Origin of the sequence: Paenibacillus flagellatus (genome assembly GCF_003217775.1) — a bacterium.
In the GTDB taxonomy this organism is placed as follows: Bacteria; Bacillota; Bacilli; order Paenibacillales; family NBRC-103111; genus Paenibacillus_AB; species Paenibacillus_AB flagellatus.
The window spans coordinates 675221-690931 of record NZ_QJVJ01000001.1; the positions used below are offsets into that span (position 1 = coordinate 675221).

General features: G+C 58.4%; 15 protein-coding genes. All 15 read right to left on the reverse strand.

The annotated features are described in order from the left end of the window. Positions 1 to 88 precede the first annotated feature (88 nt). Positions 89 to 1513 carry a type I glutamate--ammonia ligase gene (gene glnA / locus DLM86_RS02990; protein WP_110838459.1) on the reverse strand — a complete coding sequence of 475 codons (1425 nt, stop codon included), beginning with the start codon at positions 1511 to 1513 and terminating at the stop codon, positions 89 to 91. 244 nt (positions 1514 to 1757) lie between these two features. Beyond that, a complete protein-coding gene (gene aroF / locus DLM86_RS02995) occupies positions 1758 to 2801 on the reverse strand; it encodes a 3-deoxy-7-phosphoheptulonate synthase (RefSeq protein WP_110838460.1) in 1044 nt (347 codons plus the stop codon). A 199-nt stretch (positions 2802 to 3000) separates the two neighbouring features. Beyond that, positions 3001 to 3561, reverse strand: coding sequence for a DUF2062 domain-containing protein (locus tag DLM86_RS03000; RefSeq protein ID WP_110838461.1), 561 nt, complete (start codon positions 3559 to 3561; stop codon positions 3001 to 3003). Positions 3562 to 3572: 11 nt separating this feature from the next. Beyond that, complete coding sequence (locus DLM86_RS03005; RefSeq protein WP_110838462.1) at positions 3573 to 4523, reverse strand: 4-hydroxy-3-methylbut-2-enyl diphosphate reductase; 951 nt, start codon at positions 4521 to 4523, stop codon at positions 3573 to 3575. A 53-nt stretch (positions 4524 to 4576) separates the two neighbouring features. Then, positions 4577 to 6070: a sensor histidine kinase gene (locus DLM86_RS03010; RefSeq protein ID WP_110838463.1), complete on the reverse strand. Its 1494-nt coding sequence runs from the start codon at positions 6068 to 6070 to the stop codon at positions 4577 to 4579. Positions 6071 to 6073: 3 nt separating this feature from the next. Beyond that, positions 6074 to 6763 carry a response regulator transcription factor gene (locus DLM86_RS03015; protein ID WP_110838464.1) on the reverse strand — a complete coding sequence of 230 codons (690 nt, stop codon included), beginning with the start codon at positions 6761 to 6763 and terminating at the stop codon, positions 6074 to 6076. Positions 6764 to 6955: 192 nt separating this feature from the next. Next, positions 6956 to 8506 (reverse strand): S1C family serine protease, encoded by a 1551-nt coding sequence (locus DLM86_RS03020; RefSeq protein ID WP_110838465.1) that lies wholly within the window; start codon positions 8504 to 8506, stop codon positions 6956 to 6958. A 179-nt stretch (positions 8507 to 8685) separates the two neighbouring features. Beyond that, on the reverse strand, positions 8686 to 9099 hold the full coding sequence (locus tag DLM86_RS03025; RefSeq protein WP_110838466.1) for a YugN family protein: 414 nt from the start codon (positions 9097 to 9099) through the stop codon (positions 8686 to 8688). Between the two features lie 61 nt (positions 9100 to 9160). Then, entirely contained in the window at positions 9161 to 9835 is a 675-nt protein-coding gene (locus DLM86_RS03030) for a response regulator (RefSeq protein ID WP_110838467.1), read from the reverse strand. After that, positions 9835 to 10911 carry a HAMP domain-containing sensor histidine kinase gene (locus tag DLM86_RS03035; RefSeq protein WP_110838468.1) on the reverse strand — a complete coding sequence of 359 codons (1077 nt, stop codon included), beginning with the start codon at positions 10909 to 10911 and terminating at the stop codon, positions 9835 to 9837. Before DLM86_RS03035 ends, DLM86_RS03030 begins: the two co-directional genes overlap by 1 nt. Next, positions 10908 to 11939 (reverse strand): cell wall-active antibiotics response protein LiaF, encoded by a 1032-nt coding sequence (gene liaF, locus DLM86_RS03040; RefSeq protein WP_110838469.1) that lies wholly within the window; start codon positions 11937 to 11939, stop codon positions 10908 to 10910. Before liaF ends, DLM86_RS03035 begins: the two co-directional genes overlap by 4 nt. Before the next feature lie 224 nt (positions 11940 to 12163). Continuing rightward, entirely contained in the window at positions 12164 to 13873 is a 1710-nt protein-coding gene (locus tag DLM86_RS03045) for a DUF4855 domain-containing protein (protein WP_110838470.1), read from the reverse strand. Positions 13874 to 14074: 201 nt separating this feature from the next. Continuing rightward, a complete protein-coding gene (locus tag DLM86_RS32960; protein ID WP_281272072.1) occupies positions 14075 to 14197 on the reverse strand; it encodes a hypothetical protein in 123 nt (40 codons plus the stop codon). A gap of 71 nt (positions 14198 to 14268) precedes the next feature. Continuing rightward, a complete protein-coding gene (locus tag DLM86_RS03050) occupies positions 14269 to 14793 on the reverse strand; it encodes an RNA polymerase sigma factor (protein ID WP_158289297.1) in 525 nt (174 codons plus the stop codon). Positions 14794 to 14935: 142 nt separating this feature from the next. After that, a complete protein-coding gene (locus tag DLM86_RS03055; protein WP_245954313.1) occupies positions 14936 to 15670 on the reverse strand; it encodes a 3D domain-containing protein in 735 nt (244 codons plus the stop codon). Positions 15671 to 15711 lie beyond the last annotated feature (41 nt).

Genomic DNA, 15711 nt, shown 5'->3' on the forward strand with positions numbered 1-15711 from the left:
GCGCCAACCGGAGACGGACTATGCGGCGGGAGCCGCCGAAAGACGACAAAACCCCCGGCAGGAAGCCGGGGGCGGTCAGAGCGGGATATTAGCAATCGAAGTACAGCGAATATTCTTGCGGGTGAATGCGGATGCTGACCGACTTCGCTTCGCCGCGCTTGTATTCGATGTAGTTGTTGATGAAGTCTTTCGTGAACACGCCGCCTTGCGTCAAGAACTCGTTGTCCGCTTCCAGCGCGTCGAGCGCTTCGTCGAGCGTGCCCGGTACGCTGCGGATTTCGTTCTTCTCGGCGTCCGACAGCTCGTAAATGTTCGTGTCGAACGGTCCGAAGCCCAGCTTGCGCGGGTCGATCTTGTTCTTGATGCCGTCCAAGCCGGCGAGCAGCATAGCCGCGAACGCGAGGTACGGGTTGGCCGTCGAGTCCGGCGTACGGAACTCGATGCGGCAGCCTTTCGGCGTAACGGCCGCGATCGGAATCCGAACCGCCGCGGAACGGTTGCCTTTCGAGAACACGAGGTTGACCGGAGCTTCGTAGCCCGGAACGAGACGCTTGAACGAGTTCGTGCTCGGGTTCGTGATGGCGATCAGCGCCGGAGCGTGGTGCAGAATGCCGCCGATATAGTAGAGCGCCATTTCGCTCAGGTTCGCGTAGCCGCCTTTTTCATAGAACAGCGGAATGTCGCCGTTGAAAATCGATTGGTGAACGTGCATGCCCGAGCCGTTGTCGCCGAACAGAGGCTTCGGCATGAACGTCGCGACTTTGCCGTATTGGCGAGCCGTGTTGTGCACGATATATTTGTATTTCAGCAGGTTGTCGGCCGTTTTGGTCAGCGTGTCGAAACGGAAGTTGATTTCCGCCTGGCCCGCCGTCGCCACCTCGTGATGGTGACGCTCGATGCGCAAGCCCGCTTCCGCCATCAAGCGGCACATTTCGCTGCGGATGTCTTGCTGCGAGTCCATCGGAGCGACCGGCACGTAGCCGCCTTTGACCGGCACTTTGAAGCCGAGGTTGCCGCCCTCTTCCTTGCGGCCGGAATTCCAAGCCGCTTCTTCCGAGTCGACTTCGAAGTACGATTTGTTCATGCCGTTTTCGAAGCGAACGTCGTCGAAGATGAAAAATTCGGATTCCGGAGCGAAGAAGGCAGTCGTGCCGACACCGGATTGCTGCAAATATTCTTCAGCCTTTTGGGCGATCGAACGCGGGTCGCGCTCGTAGCGTTCGCCGTCCGGCGTATGGATGTTGCACATAATGATCAACGTCGGATGAGCGGTGAACGGATCGACATAAGCCGTCTCCGTGTCCGGCATCATAACCATGTCGGACTCTTCGATTCCGCGGAAGCCCGGGATGGAGGAACCGTCAAACGCCACTCCGTTTTCGAAAGTAGCCTCGTCCACCTCGCTGGCCGGCAAGCTGATATGCTGCGCTTTACCCGACAATCCGACAAACCGGAAATCGACCCACTCGATGTTTTTTTCTTTGATCAGATCGAGCACACTTTGGACAGACATGTTTAAATCCTCCCATTTCCGAACATTCACCGCATTTTGGACGATCATTGTTCAAGTTTTTGAATGATATGGCCCTATTATATAGCCGCTCGAAACGCTGGTCAATACTTATGTAAGGTATTTTTTGCGGCCATGTCAGGTATTCTTACACACTTCACAATTTCGACATAAATCGAGTAAAAGCCAAAAGAAGCCCCGCCTAGTGCGGCGGAGCTTCCGTGCGATACCGCCCGATTTTGTCGAATCAGGCGTGAATCGGCGTCTTTTTCGTTTCGAACGTTTTGCCGCACAGCGGCGCCAGCTTCTCGAGGTCTTGCAGCAAATTGGCGAACTGGTCCGGGAACAGCGACTGTACGCCGTCTCCGGTCATCGAATTGTCCGGATCCGTATGCATTTCGACGATCAACCCGTCCGCACCGGCGGCGACGGACGCTTTGCACATCGTCTCCACGAGCTCGCGGCGGCCCGTACCGTGGCTCGGGTCGGAAATAACCGGCAAGTGGCTCAGCTGGTGCAGCACCGGAATGGCCGCCAAGTCCAGCGTGTTGCGCGTGTACGTCTCGAATGTTCGGATTCCGCGCTCGCAGAGCATGACGTTCGGGTTGCCGCCCGCCAAAATGTATTCCGCCGCGTTCAAAAATTCGTCGTAGGTGGCGCTGAACCCGCGCTTGAGCAATACCGGCGTCTGGATCGTGCCGAGCTTGCGGAGCAGGTCGAAGTTTTGCATGTTGCGCGTTCCGACCTGAAGAATGTCGGCATGCTCGGCGCAGACGTCGACGTACTCCGGCGTCATAACCTCGGTGATCGTCAGAAGCCCGTGCTTTTTGCCCGCTTCGGCCATCATCTCGAGTCCTTCCACGCCGACGCCCTGGAAGCTGTAAGGACCGGTTCTCGGCTTGAACGCGCCCCCGCGCAGCACCTGCCCGCCGGCCGCCTTCACGAGCCGGGCGATCTCGTCGATCTGTTCGGGGGATTCGACCGCGCACGGTCCGCCCATCACGACGAGCTCGCGTCCGCCGATCTCGACGCCCTTGATGTTGATAACCGTATTGTCCGGATGGAAATCGCGGCTCGCCAGCTTGTAGGACTTCGAAATTTTGATCACGTTCTCGATGCCCGACATTTGGCGAAGCTGCTCGGCCAGCTTCGGATCGGCCTTGCCGATAATGCCGATGACGGTACGGTCCGTTCCTTTGGACACATGCGCTTGCACGCCATGCTTCTCGATATGATGGACGATTTCGGCGATACGCTCGTCGGAAATGTTGTTGGACGTTACGGCGATCATGAAGGACCACTCTCCCTTTCGTATTCGACGGCCGGCCATGCGGCCGCTTGTCTTCTTAGCTTAGACGCTTCAACGCGTATACGCTTTTAAGCTTTTATGCTTTTAACCGATAAAGTAACTATAAAGGATACGCCCTCCTGCGTCAATCCCTATTTTTCACAAAAAAAACGAACGACGCCCTCGGGACCGGCCCGGGGCGTCATTCGTACGATCGGTTCGTTTGGTTCAGGACGAGCTGCTCCCGCCGGATACGCCGCTTCTCGCTGCGCCGCCGCGTATACAGCTGAAGCAGCGACCGGATCGGCACATAGACGAGCAGCCCCATCAGCGCGCCGTCGACCATCCCTCCGGCAATCAGCTTCGCGTTGACGTAAAACATTTTCTCCAGCCAATGCGGCAAAAACGAAATCCATTCGTTAAACCGTTCGGGCACGATCAGCGCGCCGACCCTGGCGTTGACGAAGGCGAGCGGGATGTAGATGATTTTGCCGAAGACGAAGCCGATGAGGGCGCCGGCCAGACTCGCCCGGAACAAATAGCAGAGAGGGAAAATGAGGAAAAACGCCAAGCCGAACGTGGGCAGCGTAAACATCTCCACCGCGAGACCGATGGAAAAGCCCGCGGCTACTTTCGCGGCGCCGCCCTTGGCCCGGGAAAGCAGAACGTACTTGTACTTGAACCACCGGGCCGCTCCTCGGGCCGCCTGATAAAGGCGTGGTTGTTTGTCGGTTCTGGCTGGTCGTTTGGCTTGTACCGGCACGGTTCCTCATCCTATTCTTTTGAAAGTGCTTTGACCGGCGGAAGCAGCTTGCTCTTGTTGACGGTACGCCGAATTTCCCACGTCTCCGGACGATCCGGATCGAATTGCTCCAGATAGGCGATGACTTCCTTCGTAATCGGCGTCGGCGTCGAGGCGCCCGATGTGACGCCCACCTTCCCGACACCCGTCAGCCATTCCCGGCGTATCTCGGTCACGTCCGCGACACGGTACGCCTTCGTGCCCGCGATCTCCTCCGACACTTGAGCGAGCCGGTTCGAATTGTTGCTCCTCGGGTCGCCGACGACGATGACGAGGTCGACTTCCTTCGCCTGCTCCGCCACCGCCTCCTGCCGCACTTGCGTCGCCAAGCAAATTTCGTTGTGGATTTCCGCGGAAGGGAACTTGGCGATAAGCCGGCTCATGATATGCCGGATATCCCACTGGCTCATCGTCGTCTGGTTTGTAATGACGATCCGGTCCGTCTCGAGCTCCAGCTTGTCGATCTCCTCTTCCTTCTCGATCAGATGAACGTGGTCCGGAGCGATGCCGATCGCGCCTTCCGGCTCGGGATGGCCCTTCTTGCCGATATAGACGATCTCGTAGCCCGCCTCCGTCTTCTCCCGGATCAGGTCGTGCGTCTTCGTAACGTCCGGGCAAGTGGCGTCGACGACGGTCAACCCTTTCTCCCGGGCGCGGCGGCGCACCTCCGGCGATACGCCGTGGGCGGTGAAAATAACCGTTCCCTTATCGATGCGGTCCAGAATGTCGAGACGGTTGTCGCCGTCAAGCGTAATGATGCCCTCGTCCTCGAACGCGTCGGTCACATGACTATTATGCACAATCATTCCCAAAATATAGATAGGCCGCGGCAGATCGAGGTTGCGCGCCGTCTGCCGGGCCAGCACCATCGCGTCCACGACGCCGTAGCAATATCCTCTGGGCGATATTTTCAATACGTCCATCGCTTATCGCCTCTTTCCCTAATCGGATCGTTCTTTGTCGAAAAATCCGTATTCTACTCATTATACCGCATTCCGACCGACGGGGAAAGGGAATCGCCGCTGACGGGCAGCCAGACGACGAACGTCGTCCCTTCCTCCTTGCGCGTCTTCACTTCGATCGAGCCGCCGTGCTGGTCGATAATCCATTTGGCGATCGACAGGCCGAGGCCGGTTCCCGCCTTTTTGCCGCGCGACGGGTCCGCTCGGTAAAACCGCTCGAAAATGTGCGGAATTTCGTCCTTGTCCATCCCGATCCCCGTGTCGCTTACGCGAATCCCGACTTGGCGGCCGGAACGGAGCGCGTCGACGCGCACTTCGCCCTCGTCCGTATACTTGAACGCGTTCTCGATCAGGATGAACAGCAGCTGCTGCAAATAATCTTTGTTGCCGTACACCTCGACGCCATCCAGAGCCCCCAAATCTCCCGCGATCCAATCCGCCGTACGGGGCAAAAATTGCGCCCGCCGCACCACTTCCTCCACGAGCGGCTTCAGCTCGACCGCTTCCTTCGTCATCGTGAAGCCGGCGTCCGCCCTGGCGAGCGACAGCATATCGTTGACAAGCCGGCTCATCCGCTCCGCTTCCGAGGCGATGTCGTGCATCGCTTCGAGCGACAGCTCGACGGTGCCATCCTTCATCGCCGGTTCGGCGCGTTCTCCCTCCGAGGCGCCCTTCTCCAGCGCCGCGGCCGGCTTCCATATTTTCTCGAGCAAATCGACGTTGCCGCGGATCGTCGTCAGCGGCGTGCGCAGCTCGTGCGAGGCGTCCGAAACGAACCGCCGCTGGGCGCGGTACGCGTCGTCAAGCCCGGTGTACATCGCCTGGATGCGCGACAGCATGCCGTTGATCGTATCGGTCAGCCGGCCGATCTCGTCGTTCGGTCCTTCGTAATCGATCCGCTTGTCGAGGTCGGCGCTTTTCTCGATCGTATTGGCCGCTTCGATGACGTTCTCGATCGGCTGCAGCGCCTTGCGCGACAAAAACCAGCCGGCCGAAGCGGCGAGGAAAATCGAAAACAGCGCGACCAAAAACAGGATGAGCCGCAAATTATGAAGAAACTGCTCGACGTCCTCGAGCGGCGTCGCCACCTGCAGCACGCCGACGAGCCCCCCTTCCAGCACGAGCGGGTAATAGTACATAAGCAGATTGAAATCGTTGACCGGAATCGTCTCGAACGAATCTTCGCCCTGCAGGGCGAGGTTGATATGCTCGTCGGTCCAAGGCAGGTTGCTCTTCAGGTTGCTCGACCGCTTCACCTGTCCTTGAATCGAAATGCTTTGCATGTAAATCCCCGTCGACTTGAACTCCCGCAAATCCGGCAGCGAGAAAAAGATGCCGCCGAACCCTTTGATTTCGCGGTTCACCTCCTGCGCCTGAACGGCCAGCTCGTTCCGCAGGTCGTTATGCATCTTATACGAAAAAAACGTATAGAGACCGACGCCGAAGACGAGAAACGTCACGGCCAATATCCCGGTATACCAGAGCGTCAAGCGAAGCCGTATCGACATCCGTCATTCCCCTCTCAGCACGTAGCCCGCCCCGCGGACCGTCTGAATGATCCGCTTGCCGCCTTTCTCCTCCAGCTTTTGGCGCAGCAGCGCGATGTACACTTCGAGCACGTTCGATTCGCCGCTGTAGTCGTAGCCCCAAATTTTCTCCATAATCGTATCGCGCGACAGCACGCGCTTCGGATTGAGCATGAACAGGTGGAGCAGCTCGAATTCCTTCGTCGTCAGCTCGATCGAATGGCCGGCGCGAAATACTTCGCGCGTGTCGAGGTCGAGCGTCAATTCCTCGTATTGGATCCGGTTCGTTTTCATCTCTGCGGCGGCGTCGCCCCGCCGGCGAAGCAGCGACCGGACGCGGGCGAGCAGCTCCTCGAGCGCGAACGGCTTGACGAGATAGTCGTCGGCGCCCAAATCGAGCCCCCTCACCCGGTCGGCGACCTCGTCCTTCGCCGTCAGCATCAGGATCGGCACCGAGCTGCCGCCCTCGCGTACGCGCCGGCACACTTCCCAGCCGTCCATTTGCGGCATCATGACGTCCAAAATGAGCAAATTCGGCTCCATCGCCATCATCTGCTTCAGCCCTTCCGCGCCGTTGCCCGCGGTCGTAACGGAATAGCCTTCGAATGCCAGCGACCGCCGCAGCATCGATGTGATTTTATCGTCGTCGTCGATGACGAGAATATGTTCTCTCAACCCGTTCAAGCCTCCCCTAGAGCGAAAATGAGCTTCTTGGATAATCGTAATATAGGTCCGGAACGGACGCAACCGAAGCCCGCACGCCGGACCAGCAGGTCCGGAACGGACGCAACCGAAGACAAAAAAGGAAAGCAGCGAAACGCCCGAGCGTTCCGGTCTGCTTTCCTCCCCGCATCATGACGATGACCGTCATTTCTTGTTCATATCGCCGATGATGACCGCCGTCGTCACTTTGGAGCCGTTGCGGACGACCGTCAGCGTGACTTTGTCGCCGACCTTCATGCTTTTGATTTTGTCGCGGAACGCTTCCGTATCCTTGATCTTCTCGCCGTTCACCTCGGTGATGACGTCATACGGCTGGAGATCGGCCTTGGACGCCGGGCTGCCCTGTACGACGGAAGCGACTACCGTACCTTCCGCGTTGTCCAGCTTCAAGTCTTTGACGAGCTCCTCGGGTACGTCCTGGATGTTGACGCCGATATAAGGAAGCGGAATTTTGACGTTGTTCTTCAAGTTTTCCAGAACGGACGTTACCGTGCTGGTCGGAATCGCGAAGCCGATCCCTTGCGCCTGCGCGCTGACCGCGGTATTGATCCCGATCACTTGGCCGTTCAGGTTGAGCAGCGGTCCGCCGGAGTTGCCCGGGTTGATCGAGGCGTCCGTTTGCAGCAGATGCTGGTATTCGCGAGTGCCTTGATTGTCGGGAATGTCGATCGGACGCTCCTTCGCGCTCAGCACGCCCACCGTCACCGTATGGTCGAAGCCGTACGGGTTGCCGATCGCGACGACCCAATCGCCTACGTTGATGTCGTCCGAGCTGCCCATCTCGAGCATGGAGAAGTCTTTGTCCTTCTTCTCGATTTTGAGCACCGCCAAGTCCAGGCTGTACTCCGAGCCGAGCAGCTTCGCCTTGAACGGCTCCGCATACCCCTGCACTTCGACTTCGATTTCGTCGGCGCCGTTGATGACGTGCTCGTTCGTCAAAATGTAGCCTTCCTTATCGAAAATGAAGCCGGAGCCCATCCCCGCCGACTGGCGCTGGCTTCCGTTATTGTTCGGCGTCTGCTGACGCTGGCCGTCGCCGAAGAAGAAGTTGAAAATATCGGAGTTCATGCCGCTTCTCGACCGGTTGGACGATTTCACGTACGTATTGATCTTGACGACGGCCGGGCTCGCGTTATTGACGATTTGCGAAATGTTGCCCGGACGGACGACCGAGTCGAGCGCCGCCGTCGTGACACCGCCGTTGCCGCCGCTGCCGTTCGCCTTCGAAACCGACCCGGAGACGGCGCCGTTGTTCGTCGCCATCGCGCCGGCGTCGCCGAACAGGTTCATTTTGTCCGATGCGAACATCAGGCTGCCGACGACGACGGCTCCGGCCAAAAACGTGGCCATGTACGATTTGAGCGGATTCGATTTTTTCTTCGCATTGTTATAGTCCCACTGAGCGGCCGTCTGCTGCTGCAGCTGCCGGTCCGCCTCGGACGAATAGCCGTAATACGGACGCACCGGGCGCGGCGACGTAATTTCGACCTGCGACGTCCCCTGGTCCGACGAAGCCGTCGTCGTCTCGCTCGACTGCTCGTCTTGAATCGAAGACTTGAACGGCCCGTACGAGTAATAGTAGGACGGCTTCTCCGTCTTGTCCGTCTGCTCTTCGCGAGCGTCCCGCCGTTCGTTTCCGTTGTCGTCCTGCTGCGGTTTAAAGAAATCGCTGTAATCGCGTTTGTTGTTATCCATACGAAATCTCCTCCTCCGGTTTGTTTCTCCCAGACGCTTCGTGTGCGCGCCGTCGTTCTATGTCTCTATCTTGCACGCCGAACCTTAAACGAACATTAAAACAATCTGAATCGTTCCTAAAATGTCGGAGGAGGCGGATGGATTCTTCAATTCGCGCGGAAAAAAAACGGGCCCGCCCGTCAGGCGAGCCCCCGCTCCACTTGCCGCAGCAGCTCCGTCCCGCGGTTTACCCAATGCTCTTCCACGTCGGCGTCCTTGTCGACCGGGTCCTGAAACTGGTCGACCAAAGCTCCGTACGTGCGCGGAACGGCTTCCGCGTCCAGCCCTTCGTTATACAGATGCTTCAGCACATACGGCTGGCCGAATTGGATCTGCGTCCCCGTATTCGTCGATTCCCCGCCCTCGAGCCGGCCTCGGATCACTTCGAACGGCAGCCGCAGCCACACTTTATTCGCCTCGTCCAATGCGCGGTCGAAGCTGCCGTGATCGTAGTCCCAATTGCCCCCGAGCGTAAAGCCGAACCGCTGCGCATAGTCCTTGAACCGGTCGAATTCGTCGGTACGGTTCTCCAAAACGGATTGTATCGGTTTCATGGCGTACTCCTTCGCTTTTTCCAATAGCTTGGGCCAATCGCGCCGATTTTATCCCCGTTCCTCAAGCGCCGGTCTTGCCGCTCCAGCCTTTGCGGTGGGCGTAAATGGCCAGCTGCGTCCGGTCCTCCGCCTCGCACTTCATGAGCAGGTTGCTCACATGGGTTTTGACCGTCTTGATGCTGATATGCAGCTCGTCGGCGATATCTTTGTTCGACTTGCCGTCGGCGATCAGAAGCAGCACCTCCATCTCCCGGCTCGTCAGCCCTTCGCCGTCGTCCTGCCCCGATTGGGTCGACCGCTGCCGCAATCCCCTCGTCAACGCTTGCGACACCTCGGCGTTCATCACCTGCAAGCCGCGGTGCGAGCTGCGGATGACGTGGGCCAATTCGTCGGAGGAGACCGTCTTCAGGACGTAGGTGACCGCTCCGGCTTCGACCGCCTGAAGCACCTTCTCGTCCTCCAGGAAGCTGGTCAGCAGAATGACCTTCACGTGCGGATAAAGCCGAGCGACTTCGCGGGTCGTCTCGACGCCGTCCATCAGCGGCATCATCAAGTCCATCAAAATAATGTCGGGCAGCTTCTCGGAGCCGCCCCGCTCCAGCATGTCCAGCGCGTCCTTGCCGTTCGCCGCTTCGCCGACGACGACGAAATCGCCCTCCATCGACAAATACGTTTTCAATCCGAGCCTGACCATATCGTGATCGTCCACGATCATGATTTTCATCGCCGTTTCCATTACGAACGCTCCTGTTCCTCGGGCGGATTCGGATTCGGTTTCGCTTCCTTCGCCGCCGCAAATTTCGGTATGCTCACCTTGAGCCGGGTGCCGGCCCCGGACTTGCTCCGCACGTCCATGTCGCCCCCCAGCTTCTGCGCGCGCTCCCGCATCGTCGACAATCCGTACGAATTGGCGCGCGCCTGATCGGTATGGAAGCCGAGGCCGTCGTCGTTGATTTGCAGCACATACTGGTTGCCGTTGTCGTGAAGCGACAAGGCGACGTGTTTGGCCGACGCATGCTTGACGACGTTGGCCATTCCTTCCTGCACGATCAGGAACAGCTGATGCTCGATACCGTCGGACAGCGGGCCGTTCAAGCGAATATCCATCGACCCTTGCAGCCCGTTTTGCCGGCAATAGTCGGGGAACCATTTGTCGAGCGCCTCGGACAGCCTTCTCCCCTCCAGCTCAATCGGTCTCAGCTGGGCGATCATGCTGCGCAGCTGCTTCTGTGTCAGGTTGGACATCGTGACGAGCTGCTCGAGGATCGGTCCCGCCGCCTCCGTCTGCCCCCGCTCCATCATCTTCGCCAGCGACGACGCGGACATATGGATCGCGAACATTTGCTGGCTGACCGTATCGTGCAAGTCCCGTGCCAGCCGCTTCCGCTCCTCGATGACGGCCGCTTCGTTGGACTGCGCCTGGAGCATGACGTTCTCCTCGCCGACTTGCTGGAGCAGCATGATTCTCCTCTCGAGCGAGGACGCCATCTCGTTGAAATCTTCGTATATACGGTCGAATGGATCCATCCCCAAGGGACGGACCCGTTCTCCCAAATTGCCGCTCGCCAGCTGCAGGATGGCCAAGTGCAGGGCGTCGATTTTTCGTTGAAGCTGCGTAACGATCATATAAACGATGACGAGGCCGGCCACGACGAGCGCGACCACGTATTCGACCCACATGCCGTTCTCGCTCAGCGCCTCCCGCCAGTAAATCCAGCCGAGCGCGAAGCCGCCGATGACGACGGCGAGCGCGCCCAGGAAGTAGGTGAGCAGCTGCCACTTGATATTGATCGATCTGCTGAGCTTGTTCATCCGACCCGCTTCACCCGCACATCGCCGATAAACATGCTCACTTGGATCCGGATGCGCTTCTCCGCTTCATGGTACTGCGGGGACTCCGCCCGCATGTTGCGGAACAGCCCCCCCTCCCACCGGTCGAATACGCTCATGTCGCCGAGAAAAGCCGAAGCCTGAACGCTGACGTCGAGCTGGACGTCGTTCGGCACATATACTTTCACGTCGCCAATGAACGCCGATACGGTGATCGTGGTTTCTCCGTACGGGATGTTCGCCCGGGTCAAATCGATCTCCGTGTCCCCGATGAAGTGGGAGACGTTGAGCGGCCGCAGCTCCCAATAATCCCGGCCGATTCGCAGGTCGCCGATGAAATTGTGCCGGTTGTCCACATCGCACGACGAATGGCCGCTATAGCCGTGCTTATATTGCTTCCATTCGTGCTTGAACTCGTGCTTCCATTCGCGCTTTCGCCGCTTCCATTCCTGCTTCGCCTCGTGCCACTGCTCGCGGTGGCCGTTCCAATGCGGCCGCTCGGGCGGCGGTGGCGGCGGCGGAGGCGTCAGCGGCGGTTCGCCGCCGAACGGTGCGTCCGGACCTTTCCCGTTCACGCCTTCGTCCGGGCCCATACCGATCGTACCGTCAACCCCGCTCGAGTACGGCTGCCAATCTTTCGGCGTATAAGGCTTCTGAGGAGGCTTCGGGCGGAACAGCATCCGGAAGCCGAACAAGATCAGGACGACGGGAATCGCGAATTTGAACAAATCGTCGATGCCGAAATCCGGAATCCAGCCGAAATTGTTGTTCAAGAACGCGAGGCCGAGGCCGATCATCAGCAGCCCCCATATGAATCCGCCGCCGTGCCGGTGATGGCGCTGCGCGAACAAGCCTTGCAGACCGATCGCGATCAGGACGACCGGCCAGAAGTGCGAGACGATGTACCCGAGATCGACGTCGATGACGTCGGTCTGGTTCAGCAAAAAGACGATGCCGATCCCGATCAGCACGAAGCCGCCGATCGACTTGCCCCAAAAATCGTTTCTCATCGTAAATTCCTCCAGCGATGGGCCTTAAAGCCCGTTTCCGTACTTTCATTGTAGAGGATGCGGCGCAAGAAACAAAGAGTCGGCGGATTGATTCGTCCCTCGGTCTCGAGACGGAGGAGGAAGCGCGACCCGGAATCCGCGACATAACGGCAAAAAGCCGCACCATCCGTCCGGATGTGCAGCTTTTTGCCGCGGAAACGTTTGACAGGCCGGCTTCGCCCCGCTTACGGCTTCGCGTACGTTCCTTTCACGAACCGATACGTCCACTCGTACGTTTCGCGAGCGACCGGATCGGTGCTCGTCGCCGCGCGCAGGAACGTGTCGCCGCCTTGATAATACGCCATGAAGGCGTCCGTCATGTAGCCGTAGTCGATGCCGCCGTTCAAATAGGCGAGATAGCGGCCGCGCCAGACGTCGCCGTCCGAAGTCGGGGCGCCCGGCTTGACGATGCCTTCGTGGGTTTCGATCTCGATGCCCATGCCGTAACGCTTCGCATAGCTGGCCGCCTCCGTAATGCGCGAGTCCGGCGTCGTCGTCGTGAAGAAGTAGTTCGGCTGCAGCACGGCGGCGTCGAAGCCGAGTTCCTTCCACTGATAAAACCGGTTGGCGTCGAAGAACGGGATCCAGAAAAACTTCTTGTTTTCGCCGTGGACGAGATCGCTCGTATACCGGATCAAGTCTTCCTCGTGGGAGGAGCTCAAGCTTACCTTCTCGCTAAGCCAATACATCGCCGCCAGCTCGAGGTTGGAGTAAGCCCCTTGGTCCCACAGCTCCATCGCTTTGTCGATATACCATTTGACGGCCTTCTGCTTATTCGCATACGCCTGCTCGTGGCCGACGACCGCGTAGTCGAAGTTTTCCGACACGCCGTCCCCGTCCACGTCGCCGAACTGCGATTGCTTGACGGCCGGGTACGGGATCATGAGCGACACCTTCACTTTATGCGACGGGTCGCCGAGCTTTTGAGCCGTCTCCTTCGCAGCCTCGTTCAACTGCTGCATGTCGCCTTCGGCGGCGAACGTCTTGTTCAAATACCATTCCCAGTCCTCCTTGTTGGAAGGAGTCCCGCTTTCCATAAAGCTGCGCTTGGACGGCGCGTTCAGGCCGAGATACAGGACGCCGTCGAAAAACCAGTCCTTCGGCTGCCGATTCGCGTCGACGTAGCTGATATACGGCACGATGGCGTCCTTCATCCAGTCGCCGAAACCGTTTGCATACCAGCCGTTATAAAGCAGCACGAGGTCGTGGATGCCGGCCGTCGCTTCCCCGGCTTTCAAGTAACCCGGCTCGGCAACCGGCTTGTCGCTATCCTTCGGCAAATGCTTGGCAGAATGCGCCTTGCCGTTGACGCCCCAAATTTCGATTTCGTCGACGAACACCCAGACGTCGGTCGTGAACTCGACTTTCACGTACCGGGCCGTCACCATCGTCGCGTTCGGATTGCCTCGCGGCAAGCCGTCGACCGCTCCGTCCCAGACGTAATCCTGCTTGAGCGGCTGCGGGCCGGTTTCGTACAGCGGAATCGAGCTGTTGATGTCGGCGAGCGTCCCCCATTCTTCCCCGTCTTCGGATACGAGTACGCGAACCTTTTGCGGAAAATGAATGCCCGCCGCCGTATCCTGCATGAAATGCGCCTTCACCTTGGATACGGACTGCACCTGACCCAAATCGAACGAAACGGTGCGCTGCATGCCGCGGAGATGCGCCTGCCATTTCGGATCCGAATAGGCGTTGCCCGCATATTGGCCGTCCGTCAGCTCGTTCCCCGAATCCGGATAGCTCGCCGAAGGCGGCGCGGACAGCTGGTAGGAGAGACCCGCAGCCAAATTGACAGGAGCGGGGTCCGCCGGAGGAGCCGCGTACGCGGCGGGGATAGCCGTCAACGTCAGAGCGGCGGCGGCGGCCAGAGAAATAAAGCGCTTTCTAAAAGGCATCAACTTCACTCCTTAACGTGATATGACTGACATTGTGGATATTCGCACTCTTCTGAACTTTTCCTCCTTTCCGACATCGACGTAACGGATATAATCTCCATAACGTGACTTTCGTCCCATCCCCCGTGCACGACGGGACATGAAGACGGCAAAAAAGGGAGCCCGATCAGGCTCCCTTCCGTTTCCGTTCGACTCTTATCGTTATTCGCGGTTGGCGTTTTGGTTCGCATTGTTTTGCGCCGCGTTGTTTTTGTTGGCGCGAGCGGCTACTTCTTCGGCAAATTCAGCGTTGTTCTGCTGATTTTTGTTTTTGTTCTTCGCCATGTCGATCACCTCCACATGACGTATTATTTGACGGGGTCGTCGCTTTTATGTAAGGCTCCCGGGACCGGACGCTACTCGGGCTTCAAATACGGGTCGGTCAGCATGGCCCTCAGCTGCTCCTTGCCGCGGTGGATGCGCGCTTTGACCGTACCGAGCGGCAGCTCCATCTTGTCGGCGATTTCCTTGTCCTTCATGTCGTATACGAATTTGTACGTGAGAATATGTCTCGTTTTGTCGTCGAGCTTGCCGATTTCCTCGAAAATGATGTTACGGATTACCCGTTCCTCGACGCCCTCGCTCGACACGAGCGACAGACCGTTTTCTTCCGAAAGCGACACGGCGACCTTGCGCTTGAGCATGTTGTAGGCGGTGTTCGTCGCGATCACCTTGGCCCACTGGATCAGCTTGTCCCGTTCGCGAAGCGTATCGAGCTTGCGCAATATTTTGACCCACGATTCCTGAACCGCATCCATCGCTTCGCTCTTGTTGCGCATAATCGAATAGGTGACGATGAACATTTGCTTGTACACGTCGAGCAGCAACGCCTCTTGCTCGTCCCGGGTTTCGGAGTCGGTATGAATCAAACTCGTCCACATCAAGCTCATCTCCTAGAAAATAGGAATTTTCCCACTCGCATGAATGCGCTTTCCATATGGAACATTTTAGCATATCGGCGTCGAAAAAAAAAGAAACCAATGGTCCCGGGTCGACAAACCGGTCCATCGGTTTCCTTGATCGCTATAGGCCCAACGAACTAAGCTCGGCCGCCTGCACCGGGGACCATATTTCGTCCCACTTGCGCAGCGTATCCTCGGATACGCGGCCGTTGCCCATCCGGACGACGAACACGTTCACGGTTCGCTTGCCCCATTCCTTGTACACTTGATCCTTCGTGGCGAAATACAGGTCGATCTTGTTGCCCTTGATCGCCGAGCCGGTATCGGCCACGATCCCGTAGCCATAACCGGGAATGTAGAGAATCGTCCCCATCGGAAAAACTTTCGGGTCGGCCGCGATCGTGGACAGAACGCCTTTTCGCGCCTTTACGCCGGAGGACGTAATGCCGTATTGCGGATGCCCGGGATGCTTGCCCGTCGATTCGACGCCCGCATAGTAGCCGGTTGCGGTCACCTCGACCGAGCCGACAAATTGCGAGACGTCATCGTGAAGCACCGGATATTTTTTATTTTTTTCGATCAGCTCTTGGCGGGATTTGATTTTCGATAGCCGCTGGGCGACCGTCTCGCGGGCGGCCGGTTCGGTAACGTCGGCATTGCGGCTTTCGGGCAGCCGGCCCAGCACCGTTTCCGTCGCTTTGGCATGAACGCCCGACGATTGGCTCGTTTCCGTCTTCCCGGAAAGGGCGAATCGGGCGTCCGAGCGGCTGGACATCGGTCCGAGCACGGTCAAGCAGGCGACGAACAGCAGCGCCGTACCGAATTTTTTGGATCGACAAATCGTCGATAATAACATGGTTGGGCTAACCTCCCTATTCAGGAGGATTCCCCGAAACC

Excerpts from the sequence above, each read along its gene's own strand:
- glnA (WP_110838459.1), bottom strand. The coding sequence starts at position 1,513 with ATGTCTGTCCAAAGTGTGCTCGATCTGATCAAAGAAAAAAACATCGAG.
- aroF (WP_110838460.1), bottom strand. The coding sequence starts at position 2,801 with ATGATCGCCGTAACGTCCAACAACATTTCCGACGAGCGTATCGCCGAA.
- DLM86_RS03005 (WP_110838462.1), bottom strand. The coding sequence starts at position 4,523 with ATGGACGTATTGAAAATATCGCCCAGAGGATATTGCTACGGCGTCGTG.
- DLM86_RS03010 (WP_110838463.1), bottom strand. The coding sequence starts at position 6,070 with ATGTCGATACGGCTTCGCTTGACGCTCTGGTATACCGGGATATTGGCC.
- DLM86_RS03020 (WP_110838465.1), bottom strand. The coding sequence starts at position 8,506 with ATGGATAACAACAAACGCGATTACAGCGATTTCTTTAAACCGCAGCAG.
- DLM86_RS03025 (WP_110838466.1), bottom strand. The coding sequence starts at position 9,099 with ATGAAACCGATACAATCCGTTTTGGAGAACCGTACCGACGAATTCGAC.
- DLM86_RS03030 (WP_110838467.1), bottom strand. The coding sequence starts at position 9,835 with ATGGAAACGGCGATGAAAATCATGATCGTGGACGATCACGATATGGTC.
- DLM86_RS03035 (WP_110838468.1), bottom strand. The coding sequence starts at position 10,911 with ATGAACAAGCTCAGCAGATCGATCAATATCAAGTGGCAGCTGCTCACC.
- liaF (WP_110838469.1), bottom strand. The coding sequence starts at position 11,939 with ATGAGAAACGATTTTTGGGGCAAGTCGATCGGCGGCTTCGTGCTGATC.
- DLM86_RS03045 (WP_110838470.1), bottom strand. The coding sequence starts at position 13,873 with ATGCCTTTTAGAAAGCGCTTTATTTCTCTGGCCGCCGCCGCCGCTCTG.
- DLM86_RS32960 (WP_281272072.1), bottom strand. The coding sequence starts at position 14,197 with ATGGCGAAGAACAAAAACAAAAATCAGCAGAACAACGCTGAATTTGCC.
- DLM86_RS03050 (WP_158289297.1), bottom strand. The coding sequence starts at position 14,793 with ATGTGGACGAGTTTGATTCATACCGACTCCGAAACCCGGGACGAGCAA.
- DLM86_RS03055 (WP_245954313.1), bottom strand. The coding sequence starts at position 15,670 with ATGTTATTATCGACGATTTGTCGATCCAAAAAATTCGGTACGGCGCTG.